Annotated in this window: 11 protein-coding genes; all 11 read right to left on the reverse strand. The window is 44.8% G+C overall.

Annotated features, from left to right (window positions below; genetic code table 11):
• Positions 1–161: 161 nt before the first annotated feature.
• Positions 162–1175 carry a LacI family DNA-binding transcriptional regulator gene (locus AC1DVJ_RS08555; RefSeq protein WP_477589890.1) on the reverse strand — a complete coding sequence of 338 codons (1014 nt, stop codon included), beginning with the start codon at positions 1173–1175 and terminating at the stop codon, positions 162–164.
• Positions 1176–1250: 75 nt separating this feature from the next.
• Positions 1251–2069 (reverse strand): 5-deoxy-glucuronate isomerase, encoded by an 819-nt coding sequence (gene iolB / locus AC1DVJ_RS08560; RefSeq protein ID WP_477589892.1) that lies wholly within the window; start codon positions 2067–2069, stop codon positions 1251–1253.
• Positions 2070–2089: 20 nt separating this feature from the next.
• Positions 2090–3130: an inositol 2-dehydrogenase gene (iolG, locus tag AC1DVJ_RS08565; RefSeq protein ID WP_477589894.1), complete on the reverse strand. Its 1041-nt coding sequence runs from the start codon at positions 3128–3130 to the stop codon at positions 2090–2092.
• Positions 3127–4005: a class II fructose-1,6-bisphosphate aldolase gene (fba, locus tag AC1DVJ_RS08570; protein WP_477589896.1), complete on the reverse strand. Its 879-nt coding sequence runs from the start codon at positions 4003–4005 to the stop codon at positions 3127–3129. Before fba ends, iolG begins: the two co-directional genes overlap by 4 nt.
• Positions 4006–4037: 32 nt before the next feature.
• A complete protein-coding gene (locus AC1DVJ_RS08575) occupies positions 4038–5483 on the reverse strand; it encodes a CoA-acylating methylmalonate-semialdehyde dehydrogenase (RefSeq protein ID WP_477589897.1) in 1446 nt (481 codons plus the stop codon).
• Between the two features lie 31 nt (positions 5484–5514).
• Complete coding sequence (gene iolC, locus AC1DVJ_RS08580) at positions 5515–6525, reverse strand: 5-dehydro-2-deoxygluconokinase (protein WP_477589932.1); 1011 nt, start codon at positions 6523–6525, stop codon at positions 5515–5517.
• A gap of 7 nt (positions 6526–6532) precedes the next feature.
• Positions 6533–7441 carry a myo-inosose-2 dehydratase gene (gene iolE, locus AC1DVJ_RS08585; protein WP_477589898.1) on the reverse strand — a complete coding sequence of 303 codons (909 nt, stop codon included), beginning with the start codon at positions 7439–7441 and terminating at the stop codon, positions 6533–6535.
• Between the two features lie 20 nt (positions 7442–7461).
• On the reverse strand, positions 7462–9327 hold the full coding sequence (iolD, locus tag AC1DVJ_RS08590) for a 3D-(3,5/4)-trihydroxycyclohexane-1,2-dione acylhydrolase (decyclizing) (protein ID WP_477589900.1): 1866 nt from the start codon (positions 9325–9327) through the stop codon (positions 7462–7464).
• 153 nt (positions 9328–9480) lie between these two features.
• On the reverse strand, positions 9481–11037 hold the full coding sequence (locus AC1DVJ_RS08595; RefSeq protein ID WP_477589902.1) for a response regulator transcription factor: 1557 nt from the start codon (positions 11035–11037) through the stop codon (positions 9481–9483).
• A complete protein-coding gene (locus AC1DVJ_RS08600; protein WP_477589904.1) occupies positions 11034–12833 on the reverse strand; it encodes a sensor histidine kinase in 1800 nt (599 codons plus the stop codon). Before AC1DVJ_RS08600 ends, AC1DVJ_RS08595 begins: the two co-directional genes overlap by 4 nt.
• A 221-nt stretch (positions 12834–13054) precedes the next feature.
• A complete protein-coding gene (locus tag AC1DVJ_RS08605; protein WP_477589906.1) occupies positions 13055–20440 on the reverse strand; it encodes an immunoglobulin-like domain-containing protein in 7386 nt (2461 codons plus the stop codon).
• Between the last annotated feature and the right edge of the window lie 203 nt (positions 20441–20643).

A 20643-nucleotide genomic window follows, 5' to 3' on the forward strand; every position in this document is an offset into this window, starting at 1 on the left:
AATGTTATAAACTTGATATACCTATCATAGAAGTTTTCATAGGAAAAACCCTTAAATAATTATAGAAGAATCTATAATTTCATTGGGTCATTATTAGTGGATTTTTCCACATTAAAAAAACTGCCTCCCACAAGGGGAAGCAGTCTACATTCATAAATGCATCACTTTGCCGGTGCTGCTGTGGATTGCCTGATGATTAATTCAGGCAGCATGACAACACGCTGTTTGGCTTGTGATTTCTTCTTCAGCTCGTGAATCAACAAATCGACGACTTTCTTCCCCATGGGCTCAATCGGCTGTGCAATTGTCGTTAACGGCGGATCCGTCACAGAAGCTAGTATTGTATTATCGAATCCGATGACGGATACATCCTCAGGAACGCGAAGCTTTAATTGCTTCGCCGCCTGAAGAGCGCCGATCGCTAGCATATCATTGCAGCAGAAAAGTGCGGTTGGCCTTTCGGCAGCGGGTTTCTCTAGGAGCTCAATAGCTTCACGTTTGCCGTCTTCTACGGTGTAGCGACAATTACGTACACGATCATCAGGAAGCTGGATGCCCGCTTCCTCCAAAGTAGTTAAGAAGCCTTTTACACGCTCACGACTACTAATAACCTTGGCATGCTCCGCAAGAATAGCCATGCGTGTATGACCTAGCTCCAACAAATGCCTAGCTGACAACGTGCCGCCGACCAAGTCGTCAACAACGACAGTATGCACAGCCAAATCCGGCATTTCCCGGGCAATCATGACAACAGGAATCGAACGTTCTAGGAGTGGTGTAAGCATATCCTTATTATCCATCCCGGTCCCGATAATCATGCCATCTACGCTTTTTTGCTGGAGTAAAGACAGGTATCTTTCTACACGTTCGTCTTTATTATCCGTGCTGCAGATGACAAGACTGTATCCCAAATTATGTCCTTGATCCTCAACAGCTCTTGCGATTTCTGCAAAGAAAGGATTGGAAATATCGGGGACAAGCAAACCTAATGTATATGTCTTCTTACCTGTAAGTGCGGAGGCGATAACGCTGGGTTGATAATTGAGCTTTTCCATCACTTTAAGAATTTCCGTGCGCCGTTCTTCACTTATTTTCCCCTTACCATTCATGACTTGCGACACCGCTGCAATGGACACACCGGCCTCTCTGGCCACATCGTAAATGGTTGTCTTCATCCTACTACCCCATTTTTCTCGAAGAATACAGTTATTCCCCCATTATGACGGGGCTTTCCAGAAGTTGCAACCGCCTTACGACTCGCTTGGCTTGGTCATGATCCAGGCATGATCGGGGTCATTATGAAATTTCCATGTCCGAGTAGGTCCAGCCATGACATTCAAATAATACACATCATAGCCTGGAGGCGCAGATACGGGGTGATAACCGCGCGGAACGAGCACGGCTTCTCCATTTTTGACAATTAGCGTCTCATCTAGTGTACGATCGTCTGTGTATACCCGTTGAACCGCAAATCCTTGCTCGGGCTGGACACGGAAATAATAGGTTTCTTCCAAGTATGATTCCTCTGGAAGCGCGTCACGATCATGCTTGTGCGGCGGATAGCTAGACCAATGGCCGTTCGGCGTAAACACTTCGACAACAAGCAAACTATCCGCTGGCTCGCTCTCAGGTAAAATATTATGAATGTAACGCTCGATATTGCCATAACCGCGCGTTTCCACACCGACTTGCGCAGGAGAAATCAAGCGTGAACGGTGGTTTCCCACGCCAGGCGCTGAGCAAACAGCGACCTCGAGTGCGGTTAATGCCGTCACTTCATAGCTATCGTTGTTCGAAACATAGACAGAATACGGAGGAATTTGCTCAAAAACGCTCATTCGCTGACCAATATTATCCCATTGTTCTTCCTTCGTCTTCACGTTAGCTTTCCCGCTCAACAGGACAAGGCAAACCTCTTGATCCGCGGTTTCACGACTCAAGGTCTGACCTTCCGCGAGCCGTACAACTTCAAAACCAACATACTGCCAGCCTGCCGATTCCGGTGTGACTTGTAGGATTCTGCCTGCCTCATTGGGAGAAGATGCAGGGGTTACAATCAATTTGGACATCGTAACGTCTCCTTCTCTCATTAAACTGCTGAAGTTTGTTTGAGCAACTCTAGAGCCTCGCTCACTTTCACCGGACGACCTAAACGGGAAGACAGCTTCGCGGCTAACGCGATTCGCTCTGCTTGAACACCGTCGTCACCATTGACAGGGACAGCCTTATCGTTCAAAATCGCATCGATGAACATTTGCGTTTCCTCGATATAAGCGGCTTGATAGCGCTCAAGGAAGAAATGCAAAGGCTTATCACTCACGATCGCGTCTGCCGTAGAGATCACTGCCGTGTTGGGATGATCGTTCGCAACAACGACACTGCCCTTGGAGCCGAACACTTCAACACGTTGGTCATAGCCATACACCGCTTGGCGGCTATTATCAATCACACCAAGTGCTCCATTCGCGAAACGAAGTGTCACAACCGCTGTATCCACATCACCATGCTGGGCAAAATCCGGGTTGATGAGCACATTCCCAACTGCATAAACTTCTTCAACTTCGCTGCCTGAAACGAAACGAGCCATATCAAAATCATGAATCATCATGTCCATGAAGATGCCGCCAGAAACCTTCACGTAATCAATATGAGGCGGATTCGGGTCACGAGAAGTGATTTTAATAATGTGAGGATCGCCAATTCCGCCACCCTGTACAACTTCTTGAACTCGTTTGAAATTATGGTCAAATCTACGATTAAAGCCAATTTGCAGCTTCACGCCTGCTTTATTCACTTCATCAATTGCTGATTCTGTTTTCGTGATGTCCATGGAGATCGGTTTTTCACAGAAAATATGCTTCCCCGCACGCGCGGCTTGCCCAATTAATGGCACATGTGTATCTGTGGAAGAACAAATGAAAATAGCATCAATATCGGGATGATGAATAAGTTCGTTACTATCCTTAGTCACAATTGCGATGTTACGTGCTGCTGCCCATGCTTCTAACTCAGGACCTGCAAACAAATCACTCACTGCGATAATTTCAACTTGCGGTGTCCGCAACAAATTGTCCGCGTGGATTTTACCAATTCGGCCAGCGCCGATAATTCCGATTCTAATCTTTTTCAACCTACATGACCTCCCGCTTTACCGCTACTTCCGAATAATTGGATTTTCGCTCTGACCGATGCGATGATCGCTTCCCGAGCTGGAATTAAATAATTTCTTGGATCATACGCATCTGGATGATCGTTCAAAAATGTGCGAATCGTTGCTGTGCAAGCGATTTGATTATCTGTATTGACGTTAATTTTGGCTGTGCCGCATGCAATCGCTTGACGAATTTCGTCATCTGGCAGACCGCTTCCGCCATGAAGCACAAGCGGCAGCCCCGTCAGATTTCTAATTTCAGCCATCCGTTCAAATCCAAGCTTTGGTTGTCCGCGATAAGGGCCGTGAACCGATCCAAGCGCAGGAGCTAAACAATCGATACCTGTCTCCTGAACCATTTTTACGCAATCCTCAGCCACCGCATACATCCCATCTGCATCATCGACAACCAGATCATCTTCACGTCCTGTGATTCGACCTAATTCCGATTCTACACTTACACCAAGTACATGAGCAGCCTGCGTCACTTGACGCGTCACCTCGATATTGTGCTCTAAGGAATGATGCGAAGCATCGATCATCACTGAGGTAAATCCAGCGTGGATCGCTTTGATACACAATTCATAGGAACTGCCATGGTCCAAATGAAGGGCAACTGGCACTGTAATGCCGTAGTGCTCGATCAAGGATTTCACCATACCCGCGATACACGGAAGCCCGCCCATATAGGGAATGTAAGCCTCACTCACACCAAGAATAACTGGTGCTTGTTCGAGCTGTGCTGCTTGTAAGATCGCTTGTGTAAATTCGAGGTTATTTAAATTAAACTGCCCAACAGCATATTTGCCTTCTAAAGCCGTTTGCAGCATGTCTTTCATCGAAACGAGTGCCATGCATTTCTCTCCTCTCTAGCGGAAACTCGTTGTTACCAGCGAGCTGTGACCATCTTTTTACGTGTGTAGAATTCCACGCCATCCGTACCGTTGGCATGCAAATCGCCGTAGAAGGATTTTTTCCAGCCAGAGAACGGGAAGAACGCCATTGGGGCAGGTACGCCAAGATTGACACCAAGCATCCCAGCTTCAATGTTTTCACGGAATTGGCGTACATTGCTGCCGTCTTGCGTAAATAGACACGCACCATTCGCAAACTCGGAACGATTGGAAAGCTCAATCGCTTCTTCCAGTGTTGCAACGCGCACGATGGAAAGTACAGGAGCAAAAATTTCATCTTCCCAAATTTTCATCTCGCACTGTACTTGATCGAAAATCGTCGGTCCGACGAAGTAGCCTGCTTCACCTGCAGCGGCATCTTTACGACCATCGCGGATCATAATCGCGCCTTCTTTTTCACCGATTTCAATATATTTCAACGTACGCTCTTTATGACCGCCACGAATGACAGGTCCCAAGAACACGCCTTCATCGTTTCCGTTACCAATCGTAATTGCATCCGCCGCTTCAAGCAGCTTGCTAACAAGCGTATCCGCAACATCGCCTACGGCTACAACAACGGAGCATGCCATACAGCGCTCACCTGCTGAACCGAAAGCAGCGTTCGTGATTTCCTTCACTGCAATGGACAAATTTGCATCAGGCATGACGATCGAGTGATTTTTCGCGCCAGCAAGTGCTTGAACGCGTTTCCCGTTCGCTGCAGCCGTTTTGTAGACATACTCGGCTACTGGCTGGGAGCCAACGAAGGAGATAGCTTTAATATCTTTGTGCTCAAGAAGGCCATTCACCACGTCATGCGCACCGTGAACGATGTTAAGAACACCTGCCGGTAATCCTGCTTCGTGGAACAATTCTGCTAGACGGTTCGCCAAATGCGGTGTGCGCTCCGATGGCTTCAATACGAACGTATTACCGCAAGCAATTGCCAGCGGGAACATCCAGCAAGGCACCATCATCGGGAAGTTAAATGGTGTGATTCCACCAATGACACCGATCGGATAGCGGTACATACCGGATTCAAGATTGGATGCGATATCTGGAAGCTGTTTGCCCATCATCAATGTAGGTGCACCAGCAGCGAACTCCACGCACTCAATGCCGCGAAGTACTTCACCATAAGCTTCGGTGTAGCTCTTGCCGTTTTCTTGGGTAACGATGCGAGCAAGCTCTTCCCAATGATCAACTAGAAGCTGTTGGTATTTGAATAAGACGCGTGCTCTCTTCGGTACAGGTGTACGGCTCCATGATTGAAACGCTTCTTGCGAATTACGAACAGCTTGATCTACTTCTTCTTTGGTCGAAATCGGAATATAAGCTAGAATCTCTTCTGTTGCAGGATTATAAACAGGATCCGTTTGTGTAGAAGTTGATGCGACCCATTCGCCGCCAATCCAGTTTTTCAATGTATGTGTCATAGGGATTTCGCTCCTTTAGGTTTATAAGTGATTAAGAGGCTGTAATTTCTCCGCGATTGCAACGTTCGATATATTCATCCACTTGGTCCGCAGTTGGCATGGCATCCGAGCAGCTATGGCTTGAAATGACGATACAAGCGGCCGCGCTTCCGTATTCCATGCTTTTCTCCAGTGTCCAGCCCTGCATAACACCGTAGATAAAGCCTGCCGCATAAGAATCTCCCGCACCAAAAGTCTTCACAACCTTCGCTGGGAAGCTCTTTGCACGATGACCAACACCATCCGGTGTATAGGCGATTGAGCCTTCTTTACCATGCTTGATAATGACAATCTTAGCTGAATAGTCGAACCATTTCGCAGCCGTGATGTGGTCATCCTTTTCCGGATTATGCTCAAATTTCTCCATCATATCGAACTCTTCACGCGTACCGAGAATGATATCGCATTTCTCAGCAGCCAAGTTATAATACACAGCCGTCTCTTCCGGCGATGTCCAAGTGTACGGACGGTAATCTAGATCAAATACGATAACGACCCCGTGCTTTTTAGCATAATTCAGCGCTTGAAACACCGCTTCGCGTGAAGGGCTCTGAGCAAGAGCTGTTCCGGAAATTAGCAATACTTTCGCACCTGCGATAAGAGATTCCTGAACCTCATCAGGTGTCAACTTCAAATCAGCCACGTTATCGCGATACATTAAGATACTGCAATCCGTCGGGCTTTTGATCTCGGTAAAAGCTAACCCTGTCACCGCTCCTGTACGATCCGTCACGACATTGCTTGTGTCAATCGCATTGCGCTGTAAATAGTCGGCAATGAAACGGCCCATTTGATCATTCGCTATTTTGCCGATAAAAGCTGTTTTCATTCCTAATCTGGACATGCCGATCGTAATATTCGCTGGAGATCCGCCAACATATTTYGTGAATGTCATGGTTTCTTCCATGGGTCGATGAATTTCGTTCGCATTCAAATCGATACATAATCTGCCGATGGCTACAAAATCAAGTGGTTTCGCTTCTGGGAAAGTCACATAGGTCATGGTTGGTTTACCTACCTTCATGGTTTATTAACGAATGTATATAGTTCAGTGCGTTATTCGCGTATTCATAAGGATTGTGTGTGGACGGATCTTGCTCGCCTTCCAGCATCGCCCACCCTGTATATTCACGAGCCATTAATTCCTTGAAAATTGGTGCAAAATCAAGGCATCCATCCCCAGGAACGGTAAACACGCCTTTGCGGATACAGGTAACGAAATCAACCTGCTCGGCACGCGCTTCATCCAGTACGGCTTGACGAATATCTTTCAAGTGGATATACGCGATTCGGTCATAGTGTTTACGCAGTACCGTCAACGGATCGCCGCCGCCATAGTACGTGTGTCCTGTGTCAAACAGCAGGTAGACTAAGGAGGGATCGGTCAGTTCCATGAGTCGATCGATTTCTTCTGGTGACTCCACAACCGTTCCACCGTGGTGGTGATAGGTCAGCTTCAGACCATATTCCGCCGCAATCGCACCCGCACGATTCAAGCCTTCAGCCAAGCTCTGCCAGCCCGCTTCGTCAAGACGAAGCACCTCTTTCTCGTTCGGCGTACGTCGTGGATCAAAATGAAGTGAACCCCCGACTTCCGCTGTAGAAATCACCGTACTGCCCATTTCCTTGAGGAATTGCACGTGCTTGCGGTAGGCTTCCAGTTCCTGTTCTCTGTAAGCTGGATCCGAGAATAGGACGGATTTCCACTGAGATACAAGGTTAATGCCTCGCATCGACAATTCTTTCTTCAGAACATCTATATCTGTCGGATATTTACGGCCCATCTCCGTGCCAGTTAATCCCAACGCTTGTATGTCATCTACGATTTGTTCAAATGTGGTATCAGCGCCATGTTCCTTAACGTCCTCACCCACCCAATTAATCGGATGAATGCCTAGTTTAAATGGTAGTTCTTTCATCGTCAGGTCACCTCTTATCGTTAAATGGGCTTAGCCGCTTGGATATTTTTCTTCATTTCTTCATGTGCAGCAACTACTTTCGCACTTTCAGAAACCTCAGGGACGCCTACCTGCCACCATGACTCATAGCCGCCTGTGTTTGTCCCAGGCACGACTGGAATTTCAATGAGCGTCGTCACAGTTTCTTTTTTCGCTTGAAGGAGTGCCGCTTTCAGCTCTTCCGGATTGCTCGCTTTGTACGCCTTCGCGCCCAAGCTGCGAGCATGTGCTGTGAAGTCAATCGGCATGTAGCCTCCTGTCAGCTTACGCGTACCCTCATCACGATAACGGAATTCATTTCCGAAGCCATCACTTCCTTGACTGCGCTGCAGGTTATGAATGCACTGGAAGCCATGATTATCAAACAATAAGATCGTAAATTTCTGACCCTCTTGTAAACTCGTTACCATTTCCGAATGGAGCATCAAATAGCTTCCGTCTCCGACAATCGCATAGACCTCACGATTCGGTTCCGCTAATGCGGCACCGAAAGCACCGCTTACTTCATAGCCCATACAGGAGAATCCATATTCCATATGGTACGTTTTGGGCTCCGTTGATCTCCATAGGCGGTGTAAATCACCGGGAAGACTTCCCGCAGCGCACACGACGACAGATGACTGATCAATCGTCTCATTGATCACACCTAACGCACGGGTTTGTGCAAAACCATCCACACACTCTGCTTGGTATAAGCGGTCTACTTCACGGTCCCACTCGCCTTTCAATGTGGCTAGAAAGTCCTCTTCGTAGCTGCTGCTATACTGGTGTGATCGCAAGGATTCCCCAAGCAAGTGAAGTGCTTCCTTCGCATCAGCGGTAAGTGAGATCCCGCCCAATTTCGAAGAATCAAAGCCGCTGATATTGATATTTATGAATTGCACATTCGCATCTGCAAAAGCCGATTTGGAAGCCGTGGTAAAGTCCGAATAGCGAGTCCCTACCCCAATGATCAGGTCCGCCTCTTTCGCGAGCTTGTTTGCTGCGAGTGTTCCAGTTACGCCTATCGCGCCAACATTTAGCGGATGATTCCAAGCTAGCGCGCTTTTACCTGCCTGTGTTTCCGCAACAGGAATACCGAACGTACTAGCAAATTGCGTTAGTTCTTTCGTCGCTTCCGCATAGAGTACACCGCCGCCTGCGATAATTAACGGGCGTTTCTTGCCGAGGATTAACGCCGTAGCCCTAGTAATGGCTTCCTTGGCAGGAGGACGTCGATCGATGTAATAAACTTGCTTATTGAAAAAAGCTTCCGGATAATCGTAAGCCTCTGCTTGCACATCCTGCGGGAGGGCTAAAGTAACTGCACCTGTCTCAGCAGGATCTGTTAGTACCCGCATCGCTTGAGTAGCAGCAGTGATCAGCTGTTCTGGGCGAACAATCCGGTCCCAGTATTTGCTCACAGCTTTGAACGGGTCCGTCGCTGAAACTGTGTAATCGCTTGTGATTTCAAGCTGCTGCAGCACGGGGTCTGGTTGTCGAGAGGCAAAATTGTCTCCCGGAAGAAGTAGAACAGGAATACGATTGACCGTAGCAGTCGCTGCAGCCGTTACCATATTCAGCGCACCAGGCCCAATGGAGCTAGTGCACGCATAAATTTGTTGACGGTTCTTTTGCTTCGCGTAAGCAGTTGCGGCATGAACCATTCCTTGTTCGTTCTTGCCTTGTATGTAGGTAAGGTCACCAGCACTGCGCTCTAACGCCTCTCCGATTCCCGTAACATTGCCATGGCCGAATATCCCCATGACACCTCGAACAAATTTAGTCTCTTGTCCATCTACGGAAATATATTGTTGGTCCAGAAATCGCAACAGTGCTTGTGCCATTGTAAGTCGAATTGTACGCATGATAATCTCCCCTCACTCAAAGGTTAAGCGCTTAATCTTTGATTTTTTAAACGCTCACCCGATTCAAGGGTTAAGCGCTTAATCCGATAATACAACAAATTTATTTCTATCGCAATGACTTTTTTTTGGAATGCTGCTTCACGCTCACTGGCCCTACGGCGAAGTCTTGCCGCTTCTGTATTCCTTTGGTGACATTTGGAATTGCTGCTTGAATACATTCGTAAAATAATTCGGCTCATCAAATCCAATGGCCGTCGCAATTTCAAATATTTTCATATCTGTATTCCGAAGCAGTAAAGCTGCTTTATCCATACGAACACGGGTAACGAAACGCGTGAAGCTTTCCCCTGTTGTTTTCTTGAAAACCACACTAAAATAGCTCGGGTTCAAATGAATATGCGACGCAACATCCGTTAAGCGGCATTCCTCATTGTAATGCTCCTCGATATATTTAATAGCTCTCTCGATCACATTGTCACTTTTGGAAGCCTGCCATTGATTAAATTGGAGCTGGAAGTGCTTCACTTGTTCACCTGCCCAGTCCAATACCTCATTGGCGGTCCAATGACTCTGAGGCATCTCATTAGGAATCCTAGCCAGCCCATGTTTGTCTTCCGGGTCAAATTGCTTCTTGATCGTTCCATGCAAGGCAATGGAAAGTGATAACGCGCCAATTCTCATTTCCTCTAGTGACGAGCGGCTTAGATCCTCAAGAACGCGATTCAACAAAACCTGAAGGCTGTCTTCTTGACCGACTAAGATCGCCGRCATGAGCCCAACTTCCATTTCTCTAACCTTCGCCTGATTGAGTGATAGCAGAACACCCGAACCCGCCTCGCTACCGCTCAGTCCAGGGATTCCAATCGGCTCAGAGACAGCCCCTTTCGTTAACACATATAATTCCGCTAACGCAAGAGCCGAAGGAGCAAGACCCATGGAAATCATCCCCGCACGAATTTTCAAATATTCCAAAGAAGCAGAAGGAATCGCCTCCTGCAGACTCTCTTCAACTTGATGTAATTCGGTTACCAACAGAAAAGTGTCATGCTCCACTAATAAGAGCTGCGCCTCCAGTCCCGCCCCCTTCACCAGCTCTTCGACGATATTTGAGAAAGCAAATTGCAGCAAACTTATATCTCTTTTACCATCCGCTCTTTGCGATAAATCTTCACTATTCAGATGCAGCAGCCACAGTTCCTTACCCACTAACGCGTCGTCCAGCTTTGCTGCCGTGCTCATTTCATAAGGCAGGTCCAACAAAACCGCCCGTAACTCCTGATCTTGTTGCAATTGAAGTTGCATCTGCTGTTTCTGCTGCAGCGCATACTTATCATAAAACCGCTCAGACGCTTTATTCATAATCTGACGTACGTCTTCTTCCGTGCAAGGTTTAATCAGAATATCCAATGCACCTAGCCGTACCGCGGCTTGCGCATATTCGAAACTTTTGTATCCCGTTAAAATGATAACAATCATATCGGGGTAACTCTTCCGTAAATGGCCTACAAATTCAAGCCCATCCATAATGGGCATACGAATATCCGTAAGGACCAAATCAGGTTTAAGCTTTTCCAGCAGCGCTAATGCATCCTGCCCATTGCCAGCCTCGCCGACCACTTGCCAGCCTAGGTCGCCACTATGCAGCATCTTGATAATTCCTTTTCGAAAATTCAGCTGATCTTCCACGATCAATACTCTCCCGCTTCTCATCCTAATCGATCTCCTTTCTCGTTATTCATTTGAAGAGGTAAAATAAGACGCATCGTAGTACCGCTTCCCAACGTGCTAGTTATCTCCATACGGAATGGCTTGCCATACACCAGTTCGATCCTTCTCACAACACTTCGAACGCCTAGGCTTTCTCGGCCATCTGACCGATGTGGCAATGATGAGCCTTGAACACCTAAGATTTGCGAAATCGCCTTCTCTTCCATACCACAGCCATTATCCGTCACATCGATTTCTAGAAAACCATCGCGGCTGCTTGCTTTGATTAACAGCACTTTATGAGACACCATATTGCGGAAAGCATGCATAAATACATTTTCTACCAGCGGTTGAAGAAGGGATCGCATGACTTCAACATGCATGACGTCTTCATCCAGTTGAATGATCGTCTCTAAATCCGTTTCAAACAGTTCTTTCTGTATTTTCAAATAGTTACGAATCTGCTGTAATTCTTCCTTCACCGTAGTGAGTGTTCGCACAGGCATCAGCGAGTATTTGAGCATATCCGATATGGCCGCGATCAATGCCGCTGTTTCCGTTTCATCTTGCAGATAGAGCTTCCAATAAATTTCATTAAACATGTTGTGCAGAAAATGAGGGTTCAGCTGGGCTTGTAATGCCTTGAGTTCAGCCTCTTTCTCACTTAATTGGATCATGTACACTTCCTTGATTAAACGACCGACCTGTTCAGCCATGGCATTAAAGCTCTCACCGATATAGGCCAATTCATCATGGGTTCGAATTTCAATACGCGCATCGAAATCACCGGATCTCACCTTGCGCAGACCTAACAATAAATCCTTAAGCGGACGGAGTAAATTCCCCGTGGAAAGTACAATTAATACACTAGCAATCAGGATGCTTACCAAACCAGAGTAGACAATCATCTTGAATAAATCGCGACTCCGCGACTGAATCGCAGTAAGCGATGTACCACTTACTAGCTTGAAGTTAGTCACCTCGGATTGACCCTGTACATACAAATGGGTATCCAATCGCTGCGTATGATTCAAATTGCGAAGCAGGTCTAATCGATCTGTTTGAACTGGCGAATTTGTAAATAATAGCTCGTTATTCTTATTAAACAGATAGACCTGACCCTCGCCAGCCTTCGTCAGTTCCTTGAGAGAGCCTGAGAAGAAAGATTCGTCAAACGCCATGACAAGTACACCATACGTCGTTAACGTACTATTTTTCATGAACCGGGCCACGATAATCGTATTTCTAAACCCACTTGGCTCAATAGAGGAGGCCAGCGGCATGCYGATCCATACGAGATCGCCGGAGGTATCGCTCAGGTTTGAATGAATCACATTGAATAGTTTCTCATTTGGTACATTTATCGATGAGGTCGTATAGCTGAAATACGAAGGATTCCCCTTTAAGTCGTATAAATACAAACCCGTTATATAGGGAGCATCCGATTTGAGCTGATAAATCTGATCTTCGATTTGCCTTTTATCATAATATCGATTAAAGGCATCGGAGTCTTCATTCAAATTGATGCGTGAAATGACCTTTTCAATGGCTGGATTAAACACAATCGTTTGCGATATACGAACAACCTCTTGCACCTTAAGGTCCAGCTTCGCCAGCGCTTCTTTGTTCGTACTGGAAAACTGCTTACTGATTTCTTCCTCAAACAGCGTTAAGTTATATCGATACGTTAAATAGCCCGTCAAGCAAAAGGCAAATAAAATAATGATGGATAAACTGAGAATCAGTTTTACCCTGAAGCTGCGATTAATAGCTATGACATTTCGGATCCAGGACATCATCTCATATACCCCTTTTAGTGTATCGGGACCAGTCCCGTGACGATATTATACCAACAAGTTGCGGATTTCCGCTATGCATCTTCCTGGAAAGTAAGCTTTTACCTATTTTTCCAACATGACTTCTTTGGAAGGTTATACTAGGAGCTGTAGAAACAAGAAACACGTTATTACGGAAAAGAGAAGCTACTCACATGAGTAACTTCCCTCTTTCAATTGCTCTTTTAAGATTTTAGCATGTTGTAAATCACTTGCGCTGCTTCTGCACGGGTGGACATACCTTTAGGTACGAACTTGCCTTCCGCGCGGCCTTGAATGAATAGAAGCTTAGCAGCAGCTTGGACATATTCAGTAGCCCAAGTGGAAACTTCGCTTGCATCTGTGAATTCAACAGCTGCATGACCTGTTTGAGGCTCACTTTTCAAAATTGCATATGCACGCATCATCATCGTAACCATTTCTTCACGCGTAATTTGAGCATTCGGCGCAAAGATTGTTTCGCTCTTTCCACTAACGATGCCTGCTTTTAATGCGATCGAAACATAATTAGCGAACCAATCATTCGAATCTACATCCGTGAAAGAATTATCACCAGTCGCTGAAAGCTTCAACGCTTGTACAAGAAGTTTAGTAAACTCAGCGCGAGTTACATTGCCTTCTGGATTAAACGTCGTATCGGTTGCACCGCTGATAATTTGTTTCGCAACGAGATCCTTGATTACCGCAGATGCCCAATGTGTACTAGGTACATCACTGAATGTTTTGGAAACTTCCAAAACGGCATACTTACTGAAATGGCTGATTTGGGCAACAATTTCACCATCTTTATATTTGCCACCGATGTACGCTAGGGTACCATCTTCAGCGATATAATACACGGCAACAATGTTCTTGTCTGCAGCAGCATCCACTTTAAATGTAATCGTGATCGGCTGGTCGAATTTCGACAAGGTTGCAACTGATTTATCATCTTTACTTATAACGGATAATGTAAACTCATAAACTTGACCAGCAAGTTTAACATCTAATGAAGATGTGTTTTGGTCTACAAGTTCTTTCGCCTTCTCATCCGTTAATGCATCAAACTTCAATGAAATTGAACTGTCTTTCAAATCATCAGCAGATAGTGCATCCGTTAACTTTTTCAACAACTCCGATGGAATGTTGAGCGTCAAGTTGCCCGATTTCACTTCAAGATTGTTCTGACCAAGCAGTTCCGCGGCATTCGTTGGAAGTTTAACTTCTTTCGTATCGGCTGGAACTTCTACAGTTGCTTTCCCATCTTGACCGTTTGTAAGATCAGTCTCTGTAATTGTTACTGATTCTTCATCCTGTGTAACTGGTGGAACTGGTACATATCCTCCTGATRGTGGAGCTTCAGAAGGAAGTTTGGCTACAACAATTGTAAATGTTTTTGTAAGCGGAGTTGCATTGTTTTTCGTTGTAGTAGCAGTTAATGTAACTGTTACATCTTGGCTAGTTGATCTAGTTACAGTCCCATTATTTGAAATGACTGCCTCATTGCTCGAAGTCCAAGTAATTACCGTGTCGTTTGATCCACTCGTCGGCAAATGAAGGTTAGACTTCACAGCATTCTGATCCACATTATTATTCTTGATCAAGTTCCACACAATAGACGCTTGAGCAGCTTGAACAGCTGGGTCGTCAGAAGTGTCCAGACTTCGAACATAGAATCCATATTGTTTGATTATGAAATAGTTATCTAATCGGAATACAGCATCTACAACGACATACTCGTTATGAGTAATGGGTCTTGTAATTTTCCCATCGAGAGCAATTACATCCGAATTATTGGATTGCCATTCGACGGAAATGCCGTCATTGCCGTATTTTGCTGGGAATGACAGGTCTTTTGTCACATCAAGCTCGGAGGTATTTTGACCAAGCAGTTGTCTAATGTCAAGCGACTGTTGTGCGCGTAGAAGCAKGGTTTTCTCCCGATTCTCGGTATCTCTGATAACCGTTAAGTCAAACTTTTTATACTGATAACTGCTGCCTCTTGTCACCTTAGCTACCAACTCAACATTCGCATCACCTTCGTCAAACAGCGGTTTAAAGATTCTGCCTCGATTGGAAATATGCTTAGCGTCATCGGAAGCCCACGTAATCGTTGTTCCATTTGCGCCAGTTGTCGGGAGAGATACCGGTAGGTATACATCATCTTGTACGGTGTTTCCTCCACGAATTACATTCCAATTCAACATTGTTAGATCTTCAGCAACTGCTGCAGCGTCATTCGGATTCTTAGCTGCTACAGTTACTTCGAATGTTTTAATTGCTGTAGCATTACCTACTGTAGCTGTTGCTGTAAGCGTAAGCGCCTTACTTGCATAAGGTCTAGTCAATGTTCCATCACTAGCAATTAAGTTATCGGTGCTGCTCCAGCTAATCTTGGCATTGTTCGTTTCGTCAATGAAAGGCAAAGCTAAATGGGTAGTCACGTTGTCCATCGTTGAATTCTCACCCTTGACAATCTCCCATGTCAATCGATCCGCGGCCGCATCAGCTTGGAATTGATCTGACGTATTTTCTCCGCCAATTTGGTAGATTCGCAGATTTAGAACCAACGTATTTGCGCCAGTAAATGCTTTATTATTCAATACGTAGCCGCCATCAATTCCAAAGAAGTTACTGCCTGGGTGTAAGTCTACAGTAAAGCTAAATGGGTGTACCCCAGGTTCTTTCTTATAACCTTCCATAATCGATAGATCTGGTAATACACGATCGTTTTTCCATTCCGCATTTTCATCAAACAAATTTCTGTATCGTTCATCAAGAGGTCTTCTATAGTCCTGCAAAGCTGCGAAAAACGGATCTACGGATCCATAAACAGTTCCTGTAACAGTGAATGTTGAATCGTGTGTATAATAGGAAGCTGTCCACGTCGAATCTATAATGGTGTTATCAAATTCAACCCTTGGTGCTCTCGAATTCTTGTAAACAGGCACCTGAATGGTTGTTTTATTTCCCATGTAGTCGACTATTGTAATTGGAAACGTACTTGAGCCCTGTGGGATGCTGCCAGGGTCAATATAACCACTTAGCAAATTAAATGAATACGTATCCGCTAGGACCTGCCACGATGGAATATCTGTTAAATTATAGTATAAATCAGCTTTTATTTGCTGATTCCCTACTAACATCACAGGATATAGATCATGGTTTTCTCCACCATCAACGACATTGTTTCCATATTTCACTTTAATGGCTCCTGCAACGATTGGATCAAAAAGATCTACATGATACGTACCATCTGCATTAAGATTACTCAGGTTAATCTCAGATGTATTAACACCTGCATAGGGAACAACACGAATAGGGACGATTGAACTTATTCCGTTATTGATTATCGTGATTTCTTGCGCTGCTAAATTTACATGGACATTAACGGTAATACTGTTGGCATTGCCCATAAAGTCTTTCGCAGTAATAACAAGAGAGTGGTCTCCCTCTGATAGAACAACTGGATATCGGAAGCTTTCTGGATTCGGACTGCTAGTCGCAATGCTTCCCATGATTTCAGGAGCGTAAGTATCCGTCGTAACGCTCAAAGAATAGCCTCTTGAATTGACGATTGAATCTACAACGGTAGCATTTAGCGTTAATGCTGCGGTTTCCGCGCTAGCCGATTCTACATAAGCTCTCATATCATCGGAGTTCAACTCAACTGTAGGTGCAATAGTATCCACATAAGTGTCAATTTCAATGTGAGCAGCATCAGCGTCATTCCAATTTTGTCCTTCTCCCAAACATACAAATTGCACCCAGTATGTTCCAGGTGGTAATTCAGCCGGAATTGTTATATGCCCCGTTATGGAATACTTGCTGCCATTCCCATGATCAACACTCGTCCACGTACCCGCATTGTCAATCGGAGTGCCAACAATTGAATTTTTATCATCCCATTGTGTAAGGATTACTGCCTTTACTTCTTTCAAATCTCGGCCATACGCTTCAAAGCTCAAACTAAATTGATCATTAGGCTTTACATTAGCGCTCCAATAGCGACTAGGTACGTTATCATTTAATGTTGCTGTATTCATATCGATCCAGACGGACTTACTCGTGTTGTCAACAACAACCTCATACTCTTTCCCTTGATTGCCTGCTCTATCAAGCGGTGCAAGTGTAATTACATTAAGCCCATCGTTCAGATCTGGAACTTCTAATTGATAAGAACCGTCTTCGTTTTGCTCTACCATGCTCTTATAGTCGGTATAAGGCTCAGATCCATTCACAGCCAGAAACACATCCGGATAAGTCCCTCCGCTTTCTTTATGAGGCGGATTAGCATCATCATCCACGGTCCAATGTATCGTGTAGCTGCCTGAATCTGTTTCCTCAGGATTCAATAGTTGATCATAATCCTCTCTCTTAAGAATATTTAATGTCGGTGCATGCGTATCCTTGTAAATAGGCATATAGATAGTTTCTTGGGGCTCAGCATTGGGCATATCCGCTGTTGCGGTTACAGCAAAATAATATTGCCCATCTGGAGCATCTACCMCTTGATTCCTACCATCCCAAATCATCGCTTCCGATAAGATGGATGGAGGTCCACCCGTATACGGATCCGACTTTACTTGCCAATCTACGTCTGTTAAATGAGTGACAAGATTATGCTCCTCATCAACAATGTCCACACTTACTGTACGTGCGTTTCTCAGTAAAGCAAGAATAGGTACTGGGAATACCCCCATCTTTGGATTAAACACATGAAACTTATCACCTAGTGCAATTTCGGTCTCGTCATCCGGTAAACCATACTGATATGTCCAGGCACCTGCAACGAAGGCCATTTGCGTTCCATAACCAGATGCAGCCCAAACACTATCTTGATTTCCCCAGATAGGCGCATCTATTATGCTCGGTTGATCCCATTCTCCATAGAAACCATTATAGGGAACATTTAGGGTTGGCAAATGGGTATCTGTAGCAGTGAGATAAATATATCCCTCCACAAAGGTATTATTCTGTGTAGCATCATCCAGCGCTAATGTAACATTGACTTGTCTTGAAGAATTAGCTGGAATTGTTACTTGTTGGGAACTAAATGTTAGTTGTGCATCATTCAAATAACGACTACGAATATTATCGGAATGCGTTTTATCATCATCGGATAGATAATCTGTCATAACTGTACCAGATATCTGGTAGGTAGCAGCTTGGTTCGTAAGATTTGAAGCTGTTAACGTGAAAGATGAAGTTTTGCCGATTTCTTTAAGACTAACACTTCCTGTCCCATCATGAGCTGAAACAACAACAGGCGTTTTCACCGCTAAATCTGGCCGAATCATACCAGCACCTTGTCTTCTTGGTTGATACTCCGTATTGTAATCAGGACGAGTTGCTGGATTGTCTTCATTAATGAAATCTCTCTTTGCCGGGATAGCTGTGTTCATCACCATATTTTTCACAGTTTGGGCAAATGTTCTTGTACCTGTTTCAAATCCTTTTTCTTTCAGTGCCTGCATCACATCCGCTACCGCTCCTGCAACATATGGAGCAGCCATGGATGTGCCATCTTCACTTTCATAGCCATTCGTTTGATCGGGATCTGATGTTCTAACGGACGACATTATCGCATGTCCTGGTGCCATGATTTCAGGCTTTAATAATAGATCACTTGTTGTCCCCCATGACGAGAAGTCCGTCGGTTGACCTGGATTGGATTCAGTAAAAGCAGCTCCTGAGCTTTCCGAAACGATTCTCATCTCGATTGAAGGCGTATCTGACAAAGTCAATCTATTGCTAATTCCAATACCTATGCCAATATCTCCGCCACCACCTTGTGTTGCCATGATGGCCTCTTTTATTTTCATCCCATCTGCATGACTAATGAGTGAGAAAGGAATAGATTCAAATCCTTGAAGAGCTGGTGCTGGCTTACCTTCAGAGTTGTACACAATGACACCGGCAGCACCCTGGCTTCTTGCAATCGCCACTTTTTCTGCAAATGATATGAGTCCTCTCTTTATCAGTACAACTTTACCAGTTACATCAATTCGTTTAACCTTGTTCCCTTCCCAATCGGTAAATTCGTAATCAGCAAGTTCACCGAAACCAACTTCCCCATTGAAGGAAATTTCATTCAACGTAACGACGGTATAGGATTTTGTTGCATCCCAACTATCGAGTCCTTCTCCAAAAACCGTCCCCGCAATACTGTCGCTAGAAAATTCATAGGTATGTTTAGCTACCTTGTTATTCGCTGCCGCCACAGTAAATGAGTCAGGATAAACGCCTGGATTTCCGATTTTATTTAAATCTGGATTTTCTCCCAGACGGATCTTTGCGCTTAACTCTCCTTTATCTGCGTATGCATTGGAAGCATTCCCTGCCGCTACGACAACGATATGCCCTGCATCCGTAGCATTCCGAATCGCAATAGCAAAAGGATCTTCTGGATCCCTCGTATCAAAGGAGGAGGAGGAACCTAAACTCATATTGATGACATCTGCCCCCAATGCGGAAGCATGATCAATGCCCTTAATAATATCTTCTGTTAGCGCGCCAGGCTGGGTATCAGAAAATACTTTCTCAGCAATGATTTGAGCCTCTGGTGCAACGCCTTGGATAACAGGTCCCGATCCCGCTGCAATCCCCGCTACGTGGACGCCGTGGGAGCTTGCAGCCAAAGTAGGATCTTCCATATGAGGAATAACATCATCGTTTTGATCGGCCCAGTTATATCCCGCAACAACTTTGTTCGAATATTTTCCCGTACCTTCTTTAAACTTTGCCTTACTCATGTCTTTTGGCGCTGGGAATGCTTCATGATTATAATCCACTCCTGTATCAAGGATGGCTACAACCATACCTTCACCTTTATACCCCGAAGGTTGTCCTACTGCTGAACCGTTCCATAAATTTTGTATCTGGGTAAGATCATGCTGCTGGTTAACAGCAGGGTAATACATATTTTGCAGGGTGACCGATTTAACGCCTGGCAGCGACTTAATATAGTCAATGTCTTTATATTTAACATTGCGAGCACTAAAGCCCTTGAGGACATTTTCATAATCGTGTTTAAAATAAATACCATTTTTAGAGCTTTTACCTTTACCTGTAGAAAGCCCGCTAAGAATTTTGTTTTTGGTTGTTTGAATATCTTGCTGAATATCGTCTAATTCATTATTTAGAGATAGCTGACTGATGCCTACATCATCACTTTGAGCAGCCAACTCAGAGACTGTTGATCCTTCTAGTTCAACAATTAATGAAACGATTTCGTCTGGTGAATGCTCCCTTTTGTTTACATCATCTTGAGAAATTTTATCTTTCGAGGCAAGTTGTTTATTTTGATCTTTGGCAATAGCAGCAGCAATACTACTTTTATTTTGCTGCTTTAAGGCGTCAAGCTGAGCTGAGGTAAGCTTCTCATCACTAGAAGAAGGTCTGGATGGGTTATACACTTTAATGGATTCTTTCGGTTTTTCGAAATCTTCCAAAACATTGGGTGCAGCCGGATGTTGTAATTCAGATTGTACGTTTAGATCTGCAGCATACATGTTTGGTACGCTTGAAAATAACAGACAGCTAGTAGATAAAACGGTTATACTTTGAGAAAGTCTTTTTTTAAATTTCATCTGCGTACTCCTTCTTCTTAGTAGTTATATCTCTATACTTGTAGGTAATTATAAACGAGTAATAATGTTCAGCGTATCGGGGGAATTAGCTGCTAGATTGGCATGTCAAAGTTTCGATCTCATTGACATCTCCCTGCCTTAATTAATCGCAGTTCAACAAATCACACTTTTTTCACGGGTTGATCGATTTAAAAAATAGAATA

The organism is Paenibacillus sp. P4_A9, from assembly GCF_056402415.1.